This window comes from Chroococcus sp. FPU101 (genome assembly GCF_017312365.1).
In the GTDB taxonomy this organism is placed as follows: Bacteria; Cyanobacteriota; Cyanobacteriia; order Cyanobacteriales; family Microcystaceae; genus Chroococcus.
In genome coordinates, this window is sequence record NZ_BLJI01000019.1 from 70,875 (window position 1) to 89,335 (window position 18,461).

13 protein-coding genes are annotated in these 18,461 nt (G+C 38.8%); 6 read left to right on the forward strand and 7 right to left on the reverse strand.

Annotation, left to right across the window (positions count from 1 at the left end; all coding sequences use genetic code 11):
- The 3 genes from CFPU101_RS16125 to CFPU101_RS16135 form a co-directional block, all read right to left on the reverse strand.
- Nucleotides 1-1,854: a CheR family methyltransferase gene (locus CFPU101_RS16125; protein ID WP_206816358.1), complete on the reverse strand. Its 1,854-nt coding sequence runs from the start codon at nucleotides 1,852-1,854 to the stop codon at nucleotides 1-3.
- Nucleotides 1,847-3,547: a chemotaxis protein CheB gene (locus CFPU101_RS16130; RefSeq protein WP_206816359.1), complete on the reverse strand. Its 1,701-nt coding sequence runs from the start codon at nucleotides 3,545-3,547 to the stop codon at nucleotides 1,847-1,849. The genes CFPU101_RS16125 and CFPU101_RS16130 overlap by 8 nt, the downstream gene beginning before the upstream one ends.
- Before the next feature lie 189 nt (nucleotides 3,548-3,736).
- Nucleotides 3,737-5,359, reverse strand: coding sequence for a peptide ligase PGM1-related protein (locus CFPU101_RS16135; RefSeq protein ID WP_242578036.1), 1,623 nt, complete (start codon nucleotides 5,357-5,359; stop codon nucleotides 3,737-3,739).
- 195 nt (nucleotides 5,360-5,554) lie between these two features.
- On the opposite strand from CFPU101_RS16135, the gene CFPU101_RS16140 reads away from it, so the two are divergent.
- The gene (locus tag CFPU101_RS16140) at nucleotides 5,555-6,589 is read left to right on the forward strand and encodes an NADP(H)-dependent aldo-keto reductase (RefSeq protein WP_206816360.1); all 1,035 of its coding nucleotides are present in this window, start codon (nucleotides 5,555-5,557) and stop codon (nucleotides 6,587-6,589) included.
- A 133-nt stretch (nucleotides 6,590-6,722) separates the two neighbouring features.
- Complete coding sequence (gene htpG / locus CFPU101_RS16145; protein WP_206816361.1) at nucleotides 6,723-8,693, forward strand: molecular chaperone HtpG; 1,971 nt, start codon at nucleotides 6,723-6,725, stop codon at nucleotides 8,691-8,693.
- Nucleotides 8,694-8,779: 86 nt separating this feature from the next.
- Here the strand turns inward: htpG and CFPU101_RS16150 are convergent, their stop codons facing one another.
- Nucleotides 8,780-9,076 carry a UPF0175 family protein gene (locus CFPU101_RS16150; RefSeq protein ID WP_206816362.1) on the reverse strand — a complete coding sequence of 99 codons (297 nt, stop codon included), beginning with the start codon at nucleotides 9,074-9,076 and terminating at the stop codon, nucleotides 8,780-8,782.
- A gap of 135 nt (nucleotides 9,077-9,211) precedes the next feature.
- On the opposite strand from CFPU101_RS16150, the gene mutS reads away from it, so the two are divergent.
- Nucleotides 9,212-11,839 (forward strand): DNA mismatch repair protein MutS, encoded by a 2,628-nt coding sequence (mutS, locus tag CFPU101_RS16155; RefSeq protein ID WP_206816363.1) that lies wholly within the window; start codon nucleotides 9,212-9,214, stop codon nucleotides 11,837-11,839.
- Here the strand turns inward: mutS and CFPU101_RS16160 are convergent.
- The 3 genes from CFPU101_RS16160 to gap all read right to left on the reverse strand — a co-directional run bounded on the left by CFPU101_RS16160 (nucleotide 11,836) and on the right by gap (nucleotide 14,639).
- Entirely contained in the window at nucleotides 11,836-13,110 is a 1,275-nt protein-coding gene (locus CFPU101_RS16160; RefSeq protein ID WP_206816364.1) for a recombinase family protein, read from the reverse strand. The genes mutS and CFPU101_RS16160 overlap by 4 nt on opposite strands.
- Entirely contained in the window at nucleotides 13,107-13,469 is a 363-nt protein-coding gene (locus tag CFPU101_RS16165; RefSeq protein WP_206816365.1) for a VOC family protein, read from the reverse strand. Before CFPU101_RS16165 ends, CFPU101_RS16160 begins: the two co-directional genes overlap by 4 nt.
- Nucleotides 13,470-13,601: 132 nt before the next feature.
- Nucleotides 13,602-14,639: a type I glyceraldehyde-3-phosphate dehydrogenase gene (gene gap / locus CFPU101_RS16170; protein ID WP_206816366.1), complete on the reverse strand. Its 1,038-nt coding sequence runs from the start codon at nucleotides 14,637-14,639 to the stop codon at nucleotides 13,602-13,604.
- 678 nt (nucleotides 14,640-15,317) lie between these two features.
- Between gap and CFPU101_RS16175 the strand changes: the two genes are divergently transcribed.
- From CFPU101_RS16175 to CFPU101_RS16185, 3 genes are all read left to right on the forward strand, one after another.
- Complete coding sequence (locus CFPU101_RS16175) at nucleotides 15,318-17,735, forward strand: phosphoketolase (protein ID WP_206816367.1); 2,418 nt, start codon at nucleotides 15,318-15,320, stop codon at nucleotides 17,733-17,735.
- 86 nt (nucleotides 17,736-17,821) lie between these two features.
- On the forward strand, nucleotides 17,822-18,112 hold the full coding sequence (locus tag CFPU101_RS16180; protein WP_206816368.1) for a DUF4258 domain-containing protein: 291 nt from the start codon (nucleotides 17,822-17,824) through the stop codon (nucleotides 18,110-18,112).
- A gap of 22 nt (nucleotides 18,113-18,134) precedes the next feature.
- Nucleotides 18,135-18,359: a hypothetical protein gene (locus CFPU101_RS16185; protein WP_206816369.1), complete on the forward strand. Its 225-nt coding sequence runs from the start codon at nucleotides 18,135-18,137 to the stop codon at nucleotides 18,357-18,359.
- Nucleotides 18,360-18,461 lie beyond the last annotated feature (102 nt).

Here is an 18,461-nt window from a genome sequence, read left to right on the forward strand (position 1 = left end):
TTAATTGTTTTTTTGTTCTTCCATCAATAAAATTACCCCTTGGATTGTTTGTCGATTGTCAATCAGGGGTGTAAAATTAACTCGACATTGAATAGCTTTACCGCGACGGTTAACCGCGTCTAAGATAACTTCTGTTGGCTCATTGGCAGCCAGACAATTCCGTATCAGCGGTAAAATTGGATCGACAGATAAACCGATATCCAAATTAAGAAAATACGTTCCCTGCACTTCATCACCCCGTAAACCCCACAAATCCTCAGCCTTGTCATTCCAGATTAAGATCCGCAAATCTTGATCGATTACTATCACACCACCCTGCATACTCCCTAAGATAGATGACAAAAAGGAATTTGCTGAGTTAAGTTCGGTCGTGCGTCGGTGCAGTTCTTCATTGAGGGTTTGTAATTCTTCATTAGAGGATTGTAATTCCTCGTTTATCGTTTCTAACTCTTCGTTAGTAGACTGCAATTCCTCGTTAGTGGTTTCTAATTCTTCATTAGAGGATTGTAATTCCTCATTAGTGGTTTCTAATTCTTCATTAGTCGATTGTAATTCCTCATACGCCATTTCTAGCTCTTGGTTCGAGTGTTCGAGTTCCTCTTGCAGACGCTTAAACCCAGATACATCGGTAAAAGTAATCGTCGCCCCCATCAAACTGCCATTGAGGTCAAACAGGGGGGCTAACTGCACATCATAATATTGTGTCTCTCCCGAATTTGGTGTCCATTCCACATCTTTGAGGGTGATGATGCGGCATTCACTATAAACTTGCTCAAGACAAGAGCGTAACTCAACAGGGCGGTAAGACAATTCTAAATCTTGTAGGGGGCGATTAATATCTCTCGTCACCAGTCCAAATAAGTTTCTTGCTCGTTCGTTGGCTAATATTAAAAGACTATTAACATCAACAACAATTTGAGCAACAGGGTTAGCATCAAAACTCGCATCTCTTAGACGAACGTGTCGAGACAAATAACTACCCTCCTCATCTTCACTTTCATTGTTGATCAGCAGTATACGCGATCGCATATTGGCTCGCGGCATCTGGCTAAAAATCCGCAATTTTAGGTCTACTGGCGTAAAAAAGTTACTATGGCTCAAGAGCATTTCTGCTTTACCCAAAAAAAGAAAGCCATTGTCATTGAGGGCAAAGTGAAAACGGCTAATGATTCGAGCTTGGGATTCTGCATTAAAATACATCAAGGTGTTACGACAGACCAGCAGATCAATGCGAGAGATGGGCGCATCATGAACTAAATTATGACGGCCAAAGATGACGCTACGACGTAAATCTTTACGAAATGTATAGTTACCATTAGTCTGGTCAAAATATTTATCAAGAAGTTCTTCTGGAACACTAGCGATTTCTTTTGCACTGTAAGACGCATAGCGGGCTACGTTAAGTGCTTCCTCATCGAGATCAGTCGCATAAATTTTGACTCGATTTTTAAATGTCTCTATTCCCAGTGTCTCTGCTAGAATCATGGTTAAGGTATAGGCTTCTTGACCCAATGCACATCCTGCCGTCCAAACTCGAATGAGTTCGTTATTTTTTTTGCGTTCAACAATGCGGGGAATGATTTCGCTACTGATATAGTCCCCGGCTGGGCGATCGCGGAAAAAAGAAGTTACATTGATTAGTATTGTATTAAATAACTCAGAAAATTCTTGCGGGTGGACTTCTAGGTGATCTAAATAGTCGCTAAAATCATCGACACCGATCACTTGCATCCGTTTTCGGACTCGACGCATCAGACTAGCCCGTTTATAGCCTGTAAAATCAAATCCTCGAGCTCGTTTGATGTAGGTGAGCAATGATTCTAAGCCTGCTGAGTTCTGCTCTGAGTTACTCATCTTTATCCACTAAATTGATTAAAAAAGAAGCAATTTCATTCAAGGGAACAATTTGATCGACACATTCCGTATTAATGGCGGCTTTCGGCATTCCGAAATACTCCGAGGTCGTTCTGTCTTGTGCAATGACAAAACCATTCATTTTTTTAATCGCTTGGATGCCCATTGCTCCATCTGAACCCGTACCTGTTAGAATAACAGCGATCGCCTGTTCTTGAAAACTAGCTGCCACAGATTCTAGTAATAAATCCCCGCTTGGCCGCAAAAAGTTCACTAATTCGGCTTGAGAGAGTGAAATCGTTTGATTGGGGTTGATCAAAAGATGTTGATCGGGTGGCGCGATGTAGACCTGTCCTGGTGTTAGTTTATCCCCTGTTTCTGCTTGTTTTACCTTTAATTGAGTACGTCGACTCAGGATATTAGCCAGTTGGCTTGGGTATTGGCGAGCGAGATGCTGTACGATGACCACTGGGGCGGGAAAATCTACATTTAGTCCCGAGAGAATTTCACCTAAAGCGTTTACCCCACCTGCGGATGCACACAAAGCAACGATTTTCAAGTTTAAACTATTTTCGGTATTTAAAAGATTTTCGCTCTTATAAAGCTGTATAGTATGATCGTGTTGGGCTAACTCGTCTTCTGATAAATCGATATTAGCGTTATCAGTCCGAGTCAACTGATTATTACTCGTTGATAAGTTTTCATTGCCTTCTTCTCTGAGGAGCAGTTGTCGAACGAGACTTGCTCTATCTTTCGCATCTTCTCCTTGTTGTCGAAAACGTTTTGCAGAATAGGGACGATTGTTTGTTTCGGCTTGTTTTGCCATTTTGAAGGTTAGATCTGCTTTTTCTTCTAAGGCTCTGAGTGCATTCCAAAACGCTTCTTCTAATTGTTCAGATTGAGATGCAATAAGGCTATGAGGCGAATAAGCGTGACCTGTGCGACAACGAAAACGCATGATCTTGTCTTCATCGAGTTCCCACAAGACTCCACCACAGTCAGGACAAGCATAGGGTGACGGTTGGCCAGGGCGTTCCATTTTCTGCATCGCCTCTAGTTCTAATTCTGCCATATCCGTTTCTATTTCCATATCGTTAGACACTGGCTCTACCTCTGATATTTCAATCGGTTGGTTGGCTAACTTTATTAATAGGGGTGAGATTTCAGCTACATTTAATACATAATCAACGTGATCATTTTTGATGGCGTTTTTCGGCATTCCATCAAACAACGCTTCTTCTGGGTTTTGGACAATGGTTAAACCGCCACGTTGTTCGACAGCAATTAATCCTGCTGTTCCATCATCTAGTGTTCCCGATAGCAAGGTGGCGACGACTCTAGGCCCGTATACTTTGGCGGCAGTGCGGAATAAAACATCAACAGCGGGGCGCGTATGATTTTCTTTTGGCCCGCGTGTCAATCGAATGTAACCATTCTTAATAACTAAATGATAATCGGGTGGCGCAATATAAATCTGTCCGTTTTGAATCGGATCACCGTCTTTTGGGTGATAGGCTTTAATTGAGCCAAAGCGGTTTATAATTTCAGGAAGTCTACTTCTTCCTCTCGGTGGAATGTGTATCACGACAAAGATAGCAGCTGGAATATCTTCTGGTATAGTCTGTACTAACTGTTTAATGGCTTCTACTCCTCCAGCAGAAGCACCAATGACTACAATATCGTGTTTTTCCATGCTTTTTTTTAAGTACCTTAATGATTAACCCTGACTCCATTGAAAGCTATTTTACTTTTAAAATTTATCTTTAATTTTTAAACTCAAAAATCGTCTTACTTCTGAGCGGCTTTCTTAAATATAAGTTTTTACTTTTACTTTTTGATAAAACAGAAAGCTATAGTTTCAACATAAAACGTCACTTTTGGCTTAACGAGTCCAATTAATCGGTGCATTTGAAGATAAATTAAAAGAACAGGCATTTTTCATCGCTTCTGTTTCTCTATCTAATACTTCTTCTACACGACGATAGATTGTTTCTGCTTCTTCCCAAGAATCTCCAATACAAGTTAGTCCCACTTTGCCGAACTCTGACAAAGCACCCATTAGATGAAAAACGGTTCCTGTTTTACTACTACTATCAAAATGTAACTGATTTTCGGTAATAATATCCATTAAATCATCGGAGAGTAAACCTTTATATTGAGGTTTATAGAGATTATCGGAAGCTATGTAATATTTTTCTTCATTTTGTTGGCTCAAAAACAAACCCGTTTCGTAATTGTATTTACCATTGGTCAACAATTTTAGGGTCATAAAGGGGTGGGTAGTGCCTCCTTTACGAAGATTAATTTCAATGGCTTCTAGATCCCATGCTAAAGTAATGGGGTCTTGTACAGCGACAAAATCAACTCCGTATCGTTCCATCGCACCTTTTTTCGCTAAAGCTTCTCCGACTTTTAAGCCAATTTCTTGTAATTTTAAGCGATAAGCATCATCGGCGGGAAATTTACAACCGAGATAAATTTGTCCGTCTGGCCCACCTAAAATTTGATCATGGGTAGAAAGTATTTCGACTTGTCCCATCGGACTGATATAACCTTGTACACTGGGGGATCTTTTTTCTTCTCCTTCGATAAATGCTTCAACAATGGCACCAAGTTCGGGTATTCGACTTGAAAAGGTTTCCCAAGTTTCCTCGGCTGCTTGAAAGCTTAATTTTTCGAGTTGTTTTTCAATTAAATATTGTTTGTCTTCTAGAGTTGTTGTAGAAATATCTATTTCTTTTGTGATGGGACGTAAATCTAAAACTGCATTTCCTTCACCCGAAAACCCTTCATTGAGTTTGACTACCATTCGTTTCAGTGAGGGTTGACGTTCCCATAATTTAGCCGTTTCTAAAATTAATTGGTCTACGGTATCAACTAAGAAGCTACCATCAGGAAAAGGGATCTCGCATTCTGCAAAAATTTCTCGACTTCCACTCTTAGAACCCCAGTAATTTAAGTGAGGACTCGAAGCTAATAAAGGAACATCTAATTGTAGCGATAATTCTTGTTCTAAATTGGTAGAATTAAAACAAACCATATAAGATTTGCCAGGGCGTAAAGCTTTACGAATTCGTTCTACTAAGCGCGGACGTTCTAAGATTTTTTCGGTGAGGGGTCTAAAAGAATTATCGTAGGTGGTTAGTAATAATAAACGATTTCGAGCATGAGAAAACGGAATCCCAGGTAGTAATTGTAAATAATAATCTACGCTCATCTGAGAAAGGGGTTGTGATGTGACGTAAATTAATCGGGTTTTGGGATTTCTGAGACGAATCAAAGAAAAGAGTAAGCGTTCTTCGTAGTGGAGAAAACCAGCGACTTTTTGACCCACTCGTTGATCAATACTAAAAGAAGGGATCACTAGAATATCTTGATCATCTTGTTCTAGAGGATCAGCATTATTTAGACCTAACAGTTGTAATTGATCTTGTAGTTCTCGAAACCGTTCTGCTTGCAAAGTAAGATTAGCGATCGCTTGCATTTTTTCACCATCCATACCCATATTTTTATTTTATCCACAAATTTTCTTTTTTATTTTAGTTTTGTCTTGTTTCTTAATATAGTTTTCGTTGTCAGTTATACGATTTATTTTACGGGCATCTATCTGATGATAGTTGACTTTTAGCGGCTCAAGGACAGAAGTTTTAGTTTAAAATATGATCATCTTTAGTTTAAGCCAGAAAAAACAACTCATTCAATGCAATATAAAAAACTAGGTGATAGTGAATTACAGGTATCTGAAATTTGTTTAGGAACCATGACTTATGGACAACAAAACACCATAGAAGAAGCTCATCAACAATTAGATTATGCAATTTCTTGTGGCATTAATTTTATCGATACGGCTGAAATGTATCCTGTTCCTCCACGTGCAGAAACACAAGGAAAAACTGAATCATACATTGGAGAATGGTTAGTTAAACAACAACGCGATCAAATCATTATTGCTACAAAAGTCGCAGGAGGCAGTACACGATTAAAATGGTTACGAAGTGGAAATTTACGCATTGATCGAACCAATGTTCAACAAGCAATCGATGATAGTCTAAAAAGATTAAAAACAGATTATATTGATCTCTATCAAATTCATTGGCCCGATCGATATGTTCCTCTTTTTGGTTCACCTGATTATGATGTGACACAAGAAAGAGAAACTACACCAATTTTAGAACAATTAAAAATTTTTGCCGATTTAATTCAAGCAGGAAAAATTCGTTATTTAGGTTTAAGTAATGAAACTCCATTAGGAGTGTGTGAATTTTGCCATATTGCCGAAAAAATGAATTTACCGAAAGTCGTTTCGATTCAAAATGCTTTTAGTTTAGTCAATCGAACCTTTCATCTTAATTTAGCAGAAACTTGTCGCTTTCATAACATCAGTTTACTTGCTTATAGTCCTCTCGGTTTTGGCACACTTACAGGCAAATATTTAGAAAATAACGCGAATGGTCGAATTAATTTATTTAAAGGATTTGGACAAAGATACGATAAACTTAATTTACCTGAAGCAGTGCAAGCCTATGTTAATGTAGCACAAAAATATAATTTATCCCCCGCACAAATGGCATTAGCTTATGTGAGAAGTCGTTGGTTTGTCACCAGTACTATTATCGGTGCAACAACACTTGAACAACTCCAAGAAAACATCAATAGTATTGAGATAGAATTAAGTCGGGAAATCTTACAAGATATTGATGCAGTTCATTTTCGCTATCCTAATCCTACGCCCTAATCGTATGGTATTGAGGTACGGGAATCCGAATCTACTCAATGTGGTCATCCGTCGGGCATAATTAGACTAGAATCAGCCAAGATGAATGGTAAGAATCCTAAAACTGTAGTTATTAGATAGACTTGAAAGACTTATGACGGTACTCGAAAAAGGTAATATCACGATTCATACTGAGAATATTTTCCCCATCATCAAAAAATCTCTTTATACCAATCACGAAATCTTTTTACGGGAACTGATTTCTAATAGTGTTGATGCAATTTCTAAGCTAAAAATGGCATCTCTAGCGGGCGAAGTTACTGGAGATCTACCCGAACCTGAAATTATCCTAAGTGTCGATAAAGATGCCAAAACTCTCTCAATCAGTGATACTGGAATTGGAATGACAGTAGAGGAAGTTAAAAAATATATTAATCAGGTTGCTTTCTCTAGCGCAGAAGAATTCGTTCAAAAATATCAAAAAAGTTCTAATGATTTAATTGGTCATTTTGGACTCGGTTTCTATTCTGCTTTTATGGTAGCCAAACAAGTAGAAATTGATACCCTATCTTACCAAGATGGCGCACAAGCAGTACACTGGTCTTGTGATGGTTCTCCCGCATTTGAACTAAGCGAATCTTCCCGTAATACCATTGGAACAACAATCACACTTACTCTACAAGATGATGAAACAGAATATCTTGAACCTGCACGTATTCGTCAGTTAGTTTCCACCTATTCTGATTTTATGTCTGTCCCGATCAAATTTGAAGGAGAGACAATTAATAAACAACGCGCTTTGTGGAAAGAGTCACCCCAAAATTTAACTAAAGAAGATTATCTTGAGTTTTATCGTTATCTGTATCCGTTTCAAGAAGAACCGCTATTATGGGTACATTTGAATACAGATTATCCCTTTTTACTCAATGGTATTCTCTATTTTCCCAAACTCAGACCCGATGTTGATGTGACCAAAGGACAGATTAAACTGTTCTGTAATCAAGTTTTTGTCAGTGATCACTGTGAGGAAATTATACCCGAATTCTTGATGCCACTGCGCGGGGTGATCGATAGTCCCGATATTCCCCTTAATGTATCACGGAGTGCCTTAACGAGCGATCGTACTGTACGACGGATTGCAGATTTTATCTCGAAAAAGATTGCCGATCGTCTAAAATCAGTATATTTAGAAGATGCTCTTGAATATATCCGTTGTTGGGAAGATGTCGGAACTTTCGTTAAATACGGTTCCATCCGAGACGAGAAATTCAAAAAACAAGTCGAAGATATCCTGATTTATCGTACTACCTACAAACCCGAAGACACCCCAAAAGTTGAAGTACAAGCAGAGGGTGACGCATGGCAAGATGTATCTAGTACAAGCGATCCACTAACATCCGTCGAAAAAGAAGGATACACCACACTAAAAGCATATCTCGATCGCAATAAAGAACGTCATGAAAATCGAGTTTTTTATTGTACAGACTCTGCAACCCAAGCAACCTATGTACAACTGTACAAAAATCAGGGTTTAGAAGTTCTATTCTTTGACTCATTCATTGACACTAACTATTTTATTCCCTTCCTAGAAAGAGAATATACTAACGTCAAATTTACACGGGTTGACTCAGAATTAGATCCTACCCTATTGGAGAAAGATCATTCGAGTGAAATAGTTGATCCAGCAACCAATAAAACCCGTAGTGAAGTGATCAAAGAACTCTTTGAGAAAGCCTTAAATAATCCTCGCATCAATGTGCGTGTCGAGTCAATTAAATCCGATGATCCCAAAGGAACGCCCCCCGCTATGGTATTATTACCCGAAGCGATGCGACGACTCCAAGAAATGACCGCATTGATGCAACAACAAATGATGTCATTTCCTGAAGATCATGTCTTAATGGTGAATTCATCCCATCCCTTGATCCAAAATATCCTCAGTCTTAGTCAGGGTAGCATTATTTCAGGAAGTGGTGAATCACCCAGTGCAGAATTAGCTAAAAACCTATGTCAACACGTATATGATCTTGCTTTAATTGCCCAAAAAGGCTTTAATGCAGAGACAATGACCTCATTTATCGAGCGTTCTAATTCGGTGTTGACGAAATTAACTGAAAAGATTTAGCTGTCGTAGGGGTTTGGTTTCCTTTCTCTAATCCACCTAAATTCTTTTATCTGTAATCACAATAACAGGATTTGGCGACCAAATCCCTACAATAATCCGTAGGGGTTTGGTTTCCAAACCCCATCATAGATTTGTTCATGTGTTTGACGATCGGCTTCTAAATCTGCTTCACTGTAAGATAAATCGATTCCCTTATTTTTTAAAAACGCATCGACTTCTAAACGAGTTTTCATCCCTAATAACTCTCGTACTTTACCAACGCTAATAGAACCATCTCGATAAGCTTCAATAACAATCATCTCAGTTAATCGACGTTCTAAACTTCCCCACTTTGCTTCTAGAGATAAAGCTAAATCATCTGGTAATGCAATTTGAATTTGCATAGTGTCTTTCTCTGATCAATATTGTATTATTTTACTCAATTCTGCTTTTATAGAATAACAGTTACAATCTTTAACACAAATTTCGTCAAACTTGCGATAGAGTCATAAAAGCCGTTCCGTCAATTGATTTCATCGATGACTACCTCTCCAGAGTCAAATCCTCTTACCACAGAAATCGGAAATAAACAAGCCCCTCATTTAGATTATCGCGTACTCGATCGCACAAAGTTAACCCCAATGCACCAGCATTATGTCGAGGTGAAAGAAAAGTACCCAAGTGCCTTATTGTTATATCGGGTTGGTGATTTTTTTGAATGCTTTTTCCAAGATGCAGTAATCATATCGAGAGAATTAGAATTAGTTCTGACTAGCAAAGAAGGGGGAAAAGACATCGGAAGAGTTGCGATGACAGGAGTTCCTCATCATGCCCTAGAGCGTTATAGTAGATTATTAGTCGAAAAAGGTTACGCGGTGACGATATGTGATCAAGTTGAAGATTCTGCTGTTGCAAAAGAAGAAAAACGCATGGTAGAACGACAAATCACAAAACTCCTCACCCCTGGTACTCTGACTGATGACGGGATGTTGCAAGCAAGACGAAATAATTTTCTCGCTGCGGTTGTTATTGCGGGGGAACATTGGGGGTTAGCGTATGCAGACATCTCTACAGGAGAATTTTTCACGACTCAAGCAAGTGATTTATCCTCGCTTTCGGTTGAATTATTGCGATTACAGCCCTCAGAAATTCTAATACCAACAAATGCACCCGATCTTAAATCTTTACTACGTCCAGGAGAAAAATCCGAGCATTTACCAACTTGTTTACCCGACTCGTTTTGTTATTCATTACGATCGCAAACTCCGTTTCTCATTTCTGAAGCAAAACCCCGTTTACTGACTACATTCAAAATTAAATCATTAGAAGGCTTAGGGTGTGAACATCTTCCCTTAGCCATTCGTGCCGCAGGGGGTTTACTTGAATATATCGAAGATACTCAAAAAGCCAATAAAATCCCATTACAACCTTTACGTACTTATAGTTTAGCGGATTATTTAATTCTGGATCATCAAACCAGACGAAACCTCGAAATTACGCAAACTGTAAGAGATGGCAGCTTTTATGGTTCATTACTTTGGGCATTAGATCGCACCAGTACCGCAATGGGAGGAAGGGCATTACGTCGCTGGTTTATGCAACCTTTACTCGATCCTAAAGGAATTAAAGCAAGACAAGATACAATACAAGAATTATCGGATCATCCCTCATTACGCCAAGATTTACGGCAATTATTACGCAGTATATACGATATCGAACGAATTACGGGGCGGGTTGGCTCAGGATCAGCAAATGCCAGAGATTTATTAGCGTTATCCGAGTCTTTAGTTAAATTAGCCGATTTAGCGACATTAGCTAATCAAGGAAGTTCACCTTTTCTCAAAGCTTTACAAAAAATTCCCCCAGACTTAGAACCATTAGGCAAAAAAGTTCTATCCTTTTTAGTTGAATCTCTTCCGCTTCATATCAAAGAGGGTGGTATCATTCGAGATGGGGTCGATCCTCAACTCGATGGAATGCGCGAACAATATCAAGAGGATATCCAGTGGTTAGCGAACTTTGAAGCAACGGAGAAAAAACGGACAGGAATTTCTAACCTGAAAGTCGATTCTAATAAATCCTTTGGCTACTATATTAGTTTACCCCGTTCCAAAGCAGAACAAGCCCCCGAAAATTATATCCGTAAGCAAACACTTCTGAATGAAGAACGCTATATCACTCCAGAATTAAAAGAACGAGAAACCCGCATCCTAACCGCGAAAGATGATCTAAATCGCTTAGAGTACGAAATATTTACCGATTTACGTTCAGAAGTTGCCGAAAAAGCCCAAGAAATCCGTAATATTGCTAAAGCAGTCGCCGCAATAGATGTTTTATCGGGTTTAGCAGAAGTCGCAGTGTATCAAGGCTATTGTCGTCCAGAATTTGTCGAAGGAAGAGTAATTGATCTCAAAAATGGTAGACATCCCGTCGTCGAACAATCTTTAGGTGCAGGGTTTTTTGTCCCCAATTCAACGACACTCGGCAATAGTCTAGAGCAAAATTATCCTGATCTTGTTATTCTAACAGGGCCAAATGCCAGTGGGAAAAGTTGTTATCTTAGACAGGTGGGTTTAATACAACTGATGGCACAAACAGGAAGTTATGTACCCGCGACTGCTGCAAAATTATCAATCTGCGATCGTATTTTTACACGAGTTGGTGCAGTAGATGATCTCGCTACTGGACAATCGACTTTTATGGTAGAAATGAATGAAACAGCAAATATCCTCAACCATGCTACCGCTAGATCATTAGTATTACTCGATGAGATTGGACGCGGAACAGCTACCTTTGATGGGCTATCGATTGCTTGGGCAGTTGCGGAGTATTTAGCGACAGAAATTCAGTCTAGAACGATTTTTGCGACTCATTATCACGAATTAAACGAACTCGCTTCAATTCTAACGAATGTAGCTAACTATCAGGTGACTGTACAAGAAACCCCTACACAGATTATATTTTTGCATCAAGTACGCCCAGGGGGTGCAGATAAATCCTATGGTATTGAAGCAGGAAGGTTAGCGGGTTTACCTGCATCTGTTATTACAAGAGCTAGACAAGTGATGGGACAAATCGAAAAACATAGTAAGATTGCGTTAGGATTGCGAGAAGGTATTCAAAAAATGACCCCAAATCAGAAACAGTTAGATATTTTTGGGGATTAAAATATAAACACTAACCTTAACGTCCATTCCTTCCCATCACCGCGAATAATTTCAATATTGCGAATAAACTCACGAAAATAAAACCGTCTTTCAGTTTCCGATAAATCTAACCAAAATTGACGTAATGATACTGCTTTGACGATCGCTTTTAGATCATCGGGTGGCAATTGAGCTAATTTTTCTTGAAGTTGCGCGATTTCTGTTCTAATTTTATAACTGCGTAAACTAGCCGTTTCTTCGTCTAAAATCCCTTGTTCCTGTAAAATCGGCAGTTGTTGAAGAATATTATTTTTTTGTTCAATGTCTTGACAAAGTTTTAATTTAATGCTTTCTAGATTGGGTAAATTTAACGGTGCAACGGTTTTCGGAAAATCTTCACAGATACGGTTAATCGTTTCTTCCAAAACTGCTTGATAAGATATCGCTTGACATTTTGGCTGCAAAATACAATTCATCGGACGCAGATATAGATATTCTGTATTCTTTCCTCTTGCTGTAACACGAGTAATAGTCATTGCAGACTGACATCGTTGACAGGTAACTAACCCTCCTAAAGAACGAGGTGCGCTAGATGTTTTCGGTGGTAATTTACTATTACTGCGAAGTAAGCGATCAATTTGTGCGGCTTCTTCTTTCGATAAAATAGGAGCATGAGTATCAGGAATAATCTGCTGATTTTGGTAGGCTAAGTCTCCACGATAGACAGGGTTAGTTAACCAGTTTTTTCCAGTAGATACAGAAATTTTTTTCCCGTATCGCTTTTCTAAGTATCGTACTGCACCCCGCAAAGAACCGAATAATAAAAATCGTTCAAAAAAATCTTTGACGACTGGAGCGGTACTACGATCTAAAATATAACGCTCTTTTCCTCGACGATATCCGTAGGGTGCTTTTCCTGGGGGGGGTAGTGCCTTCAGTCGATTTCTAGCGTGTCCAGAGCGTAAACGTTTGCTATGCTGGTGTTGTTGAATGTCCTGTAGAAGTTGTGCTAGATTGCTCTTGAGTGAAGCATCAGTAACAATAATTTCAATTTCTAATGCTTCGAGTTGAGTGATACGATCGCAAATTTCGGTTAAACTATCTCCTAGTTCTTCTAAGTGTCGAATATATAACGAGTTAGGTGGATTAATTACACAATCAGCTAAAAGTTGTTTAAGTGCAGTACGCTCTCCTAAATCTTGGTACACTTGCTCTACTTCGGTTCCCCAAATTGCTGCATCGGGTGGTGATTCGAGTAATGGATTAACATAAAAATAAGCAATAACTTTCATTTTTGACTAATTTCGATGATATTGCCATCAGGATCGTGTACAAATAAAGCAGGTCGTCCTGATGCGCTCATTTGTATCGGATAACTGTGTTGTTGAAGTTCTGTAATTGCTTCTTCTAGATTAACAACAGATAGGGCTAGATGCGGGTTGCGTCCCCATTTTTCTGTATTGTATTTTTGAGTGCTGAAACTTGCATCAACCATTAGATGAAGTTGATAGTCGCCAATTTGATACCATGCACCAAGATATTTTAAGTTACGATCGACTTTAGTCAAACCTAACACTTGTCCATAAAAGTATTCTGCTTTTTCAAGATCACAGACTAAAATCGCTGTATGAAGACATTGGGTGATTTGCATATTGTTTGTATGGGTTATGATTCAGCAAACAGTAAAACAGTTCTATCAAGAAAATACTGATTACTGGTCACTGATGACTGATGACTGTGAAAGGATTTGGAGACCAAATCCCTACACTTATATCTTTACAAACTAAACGGTTGCCATCATTGAGGCTTCTTTGTCGGCCATGACTTTCATTAAATCTAGCATCCGATTAGAGTAACCCCATTCGTTGTCATACCAAGCAACAATTTTAAAGAAATTAGAATTTAATTCAATCCCTGCCTTAGCATCAAAAATACTCGAATGAGCATCCGTCAGAAAATCTGTCGAAACCACTTCTTCATCGGTATAAGCTAAAACATTTTTCAGTTCTCCTTCTGATGCGGCTTTCATCACTTCACAGATTTCGGCGTAACTGGTAGCTTTTTCGGTTTTGAAAGTGAGGTCTACCACAGATACATTAGGAGTCGGCACACGGAACGCCATTCCTGTTAACTTTCCTTTGAGTGAGGGTATTACTAATGTAACGGCTTTGGCTGCACCAGTGGACGAAGGGATAATGTTTTGTGCTGCACCACGTCCTCCACGCCAATCTTTTTTACTGGGGCCGTCTACAGTAGGTTGAGTAGCTGTCATCGAGTGAACAGTCGTCATCAACCCTTCAGTTAAACCAAAGTTATCATTAATGACTTTCGCAACAGGAGCTAAACAGTTCGTCGTACAGCTTGCATTAGAAACAATTACATCTTTAGCGGGGTCAAATTCATGAGCATTGACACCAACAACATAGGTTTTAATGCGTTCTGGGTCTTTAGTTGGCGCAGAAATGACGACTCTTTTGGCTCCTGCGGTGATATGTTTTGATGCCCCTTCATAGTCCGTAAAAAATCCCGTAGACTCAACAACAAAATCAACACCCGATTTACCCCAGGGCAATTCTTCGGGATTACGCATCGAATAGCAGGGTATCAATTTTCCATCGACGACTATACCATCTTCTTTTGCTTCTACGGTACCCGAAAAGCGTCCATGAGTCGAATCATACTTGAGAAGATAGGCAAGATTATCTGGGGGAACGAGGTCATTGATGCCAAGAAATTCAAAGTCTGGGTTATGAATACCAGAGCGAAAAACTAATCTTCCAATTCGACCAAATCCATTGACAGCAACCTTAACTTTTGCCATGAACGATACTCCAGAGTTAATGACTTAAAATGATTTCATTCAAACCTAAATTGTGATTGTAGTTTGAAAATTACTTCTATGCTATGAGGTTTTCACTTCAAAAGGAAGGATTCAAGAAAAATTTTTGATTTGTTTTAAGTAATTGTCAAGGAACTTTATTGACTAAAAGATTGATTTAAAGTTAGTTTTCTTCAAGCTAAATTTAATTTTAATTTTTTTTTAAGAATCTTACTATGTTATTCAATTATAATTATAGACTAACTATTTTTATGGCAGTTTGTAACAAAAGACACATAATAATCTTAAATTGTAGTTAATAATTCAGCAAAATTAGGTTAAATTAGTCTGCGCTTTATCTAAGATTAGATCTTTTCAGTCAAATCTTAAAAAAGATCAAACTATAATTGCATTTTGTCTTTTGACCCGCTAGACTTTTTGTAATATTGAGTAATTCGCTCTAATGATTGTAATAATCATTCTTTAATCATTAGATAAACTCAATTATTAATCAAAAACTAAATTGATGAAAGCATAACTTTTATTGAAAAGCTTTCTGAGATTAGAGATAGCCATGACTAACAACGCCTTGATTGCTGTAGATAAAAGCAAGTATTGATTTGTTTTCTTGCTAATTCATCAAAGCTCATCTTATAAACGTGAAAATTGGAGTTACTTTCAATGGTAGCAGCCTTAGAAAAGTCAATTGCAGAACAAAATCCACTATCTCCAGAAGAAGTTCAAAAAATTCATGCTTACTGGCGTGCTTGTCATTATCTTGCTGTTGGCATGATTTATCTACGCGATAATCCCCTATTAAAAGAACCTCTTAAAGCTGAACACGTTAAGTACCGTTTACTAGGACACTGGGGAGCTAGTCCTGCTCTCAGTTTTACATATATTCATCTGAATCGTCTCATCAAAAAATATCATCAAAACATGATTTTTATGGCGGGGCCAGGTCATGGCGCACCTGGTGTTCTGGGCCCTGTCTATTTAGAAGGAACCTACTCAGAAATTTATCCCGATAAAAGCGAAGATGAAGAGGGGATGCAGAAATTCTTTAAACAGTTCTCTTTCCCCGGTCATATCGGTAGTCATTGTACACCTGAAACCCCTGGCTCAATTCATGAAGGTGGAGAGCTAGGATATAGTGTTTCTCATGCTTATGGTGCCGCTTACGATAACCCTGATTTAATTGTAGCGGTTGTTGCAGGAGATGGAGAAGCAGAAACAGGCCCCCTTGCTACTTCTTGGCACTCTAACAAGTTTTTAAATCCGATTCGTGATGGTGCAGTTCTCCCCATTTTGAACCTTAACGGTTATAAAATTGCTAACCCCACTATTCTGGCTCGTATCTCGACTGAAGAACTAGAAAGCCTATTTGTTGGCTATGGTTACACACCGTATATCGTAGAGTGCAAAGAAGACGATGACTATCTAGATTGTCATCAAAGAATGGCTGCGACGATGGAACATTGCGTTACCCAAATTCGGGCTATTCAACAGGAAGCACGTTCAACTGGAGTCGCAAAACGTCCTCGCTGGCCGATGATTATTCTCCGTTCTCCGAAAGGATGGACAGGGCCTAAAGTCGTCGATGGGAAAAAAGTAGAGGGTTTTTGGCGCGCTCACCAAGTTCCAATGGGAGAAATGCACACTAAACCTGAGCATCTAAAACTTTTAGAAGAATGGATGAAGAGTTATAAACCCGAAGAACTTTTCGACGAAAATGGTACGTTGATTCCAGAACTCAAAGAACTTGCCCCTACAGGTTCCATGCGAATGAGTGCTAACCTAAACGCCAATGGCGGACTACTCCGCAAAGCTCTTAAGCTGCCCAACTTCCGTAATTTTGGTGTAGATGTCCAAAAACCAGGCACCGTAGAAGTCGAAAACACTCGCCCACTGGGTATGTTTATGCGGGACATCATGAAATGTAACCTTCATAACTTCCGTTTATTCGGGCCCGATGAAACAGCTTCTAATAAATTAGATAATGTTTACGAAGTTTCTCAGAAAACTTGGTTAGCAGATTTTCTTCCCGAAGATGAAGGCGGTAGTTTGCTATGTCCCGATGGTCGAGTCATGGAGATGTTGAGCGAACATACCTTAATGGGATGGTTAGAAGGCTATCTGCTGACGGGGCGACATGGCTTCTTCCATACTTATGAAGCATTTGCTCACGTCATTGACTCCATGTTTAACCAACACGCTAAATGGCTTGATATTTGTACCAAAGAGGTGAGTTGGCGTGCGCCCGTTTCTTCGATGAATATCATGCTCTCTTCTGTGGTTTGGCGGCAAGACCACAACGGATTTAGCCATCAAGACCCTGGTTTTATCGACCTTGTGACGAATAAGAGTGCTGAAGTTGTTCGTATCTATCTTCCCCCTGATGTTAATACTTTACTCTGTGTTGCTGATGAAGCTTTCCGCAGTACCAACAAAGTAAATGTCATCGTGGTTGATAAACAGAAACATATGCAATTCCTCAGCATGGATGAAGCAATTAAACACTGTGCGAAAGGGATTGGAATTTGGGACTGGGCAAGTAACGACGATTGCGGAACTGACCCTGATGAACCCGATGTCGTCATGGCCTGCTGTGGTGATATTCCGACAATGGAATCTTTAGCGGCAACTGCGATTTTACGTGAAGAGTTCCCAGAACTGAAAATCCGTTTTATTAACGTGGTTGACTTATTTACGCTAACCCCTGATACTGAACATCCTCATGGTTTATCCCACAGAGATTTTGATACTTTATTTACTCCAGATAAACCCGTTATCTTCAACTTTCATGGTTATCCCTGGTTAATTCACAAGCTAACTTATCGCCGTACCAATCAGCATCGGATTCGAGTTCGCGGATACAAGGAAGAAGGTAATATCAACACACCTCTAGAGTTAGCCATCCGTAACCAAGTTGACCGTTTTAACCTTGTGATTGATGTGATTGACCGCGTACCTAAACTCGGTTCGGCAGCAGCACACGCTAAAGAACGGATGAAAAACGCGATTATCGATAACCTTGATTACGCTTTCACTCATGGTATCGATAAAGAGGAAATTACTCACTGGAAATGGCCTTATTAGGTTGATAGTTAAATAAAGTTAGAAGTAGGAGTGGATAAAAATCTACTCCTATGCTTTTTTGAAATTGCTCGTATTTTTTTCAATGTATGATTGATGATCTTCGTAATAAAATTTTACAAAATCAATTTGAATTTTCTCAACACGCACTTAACCAAAGTATTCTACGACATATTAGCGTAACAGAAATTCGTGAAGCAATAGCATCTGGAGAAATAATAGAAGACTATCCTAACGATAAATATGGTGCTAGTTGTCTAATTTTAGGTTTTACAATAAAAGGTAGACCAATTCATCTTCAGTGTAGTTATCCCTCTCGACCATTGATTAAAATTATTACAGTATATGAACCTGACCTAAATTTGTGGGTTAATTTTTAAAGCAGAAAAAGGAGTAATAACAATGGCAAGTAATTTACCTCAAGAATCCTTTGTAGAACAGAGCGTTACTTATACTCTTGAAGTAGAAGGAAAATTTTACATTATTGAAAATGTTCCTGCTAGAGTCAATATTGAAACAGGTGAGCGTTTTTTCTCTCCCAAAACTGTTGAAAAATTACAGCAAATTATCTGGGAAGAAAAACAACCGACGAGAATAATTGAAACGCCTGTTTATGAATTTAGTTAATTAAATATAAAATTTATGTAAATTTTGTGTAAACTGATAAAAAAGCATTTAAGTAATATTACTTAAATAACACTTCAGTAATAGAGCACTACAAAGCGTGTT

Excerpts from the sequence above, each read along its gene's own strand:
- CFPU101_RS16125 (WP_206816358.1), bottom strand. The coding sequence starts at position 1,854 with ATGAGTAACTCAGAGCAGAACTCAGCAGGCTTAGAATCATTGCTCACC.
- CFPU101_RS16130 (WP_206816359.1), bottom strand. The coding sequence starts at position 3,547 with ATGGAAAAACACGATATTGTAGTCATTGGTGCTTCTGCTGGAGGAGTA.
- CFPU101_RS16135 (WP_242578036.1), bottom strand. The coding sequence starts at position 5,359 with ATGGGTATGGATGGTGAAAAAATGCAAGCGATCGCTAATCTTACTTTG.
- CFPU101_RS16140 (WP_206816360.1), top strand. The coding sequence starts at position 5,555 with ATGCAATATAAAAAACTAGGTGATAGTGAATTACAGGTATCTGAAATT.
- htpG (WP_206816361.1), top strand. The coding sequence starts at position 6,723 with ATGACGGTACTCGAAAAAGGTAATATCACGATTCATACTGAGAATATT.
- CFPU101_RS16150 (WP_206816362.1), bottom strand. The coding sequence starts at position 9,076 with ATGCAAATTCAAATTGCATTACCAGATGATTTAGCTTTATCTCTAGAA.
- mutS (WP_206816363.1), top strand. The coding sequence starts at position 9,212 with ATGACTACCTCTCCAGAGTCAAATCCTCTTACCACAGAAATCGGAAAT.
- CFPU101_RS16160 (WP_206816364.1), bottom strand. The coding sequence starts at position 13,110 with ATGAAAGTTATTGCTTATTTTTATGTTAATCCATTACTCGAATCACCA.
- CFPU101_RS16165 (WP_206816365.1), bottom strand. The coding sequence starts at position 13,469 with ATGCAAATCACCCAATGTCTTCATACAGCGATTTTAGTCTGTGATCTT.
- gap (WP_206816366.1), bottom strand. The coding sequence starts at position 14,639 with ATGGCAAAAGTTAAGGTTGCTGTCAATGGATTTGGTCGAATTGGAAGA.
- CFPU101_RS16175 (WP_206816367.1), top strand. The coding sequence starts at position 15,318 with ATGGTAGCAGCCTTAGAAAAGTCAATTGCAGAACAAAATCCACTATCT.
- CFPU101_RS16180 (WP_206816368.1), top strand. The coding sequence starts at position 17,822 with ATGATTGATGATCTTCGTAATAAAATTTTACAAAATCAATTTGAATTT.
- CFPU101_RS16185 (WP_206816369.1), top strand. The coding sequence starts at position 18,135 with ATGGCAAGTAATTTACCTCAAGAATCCTTTGTAGAACAGAGCGTTACT.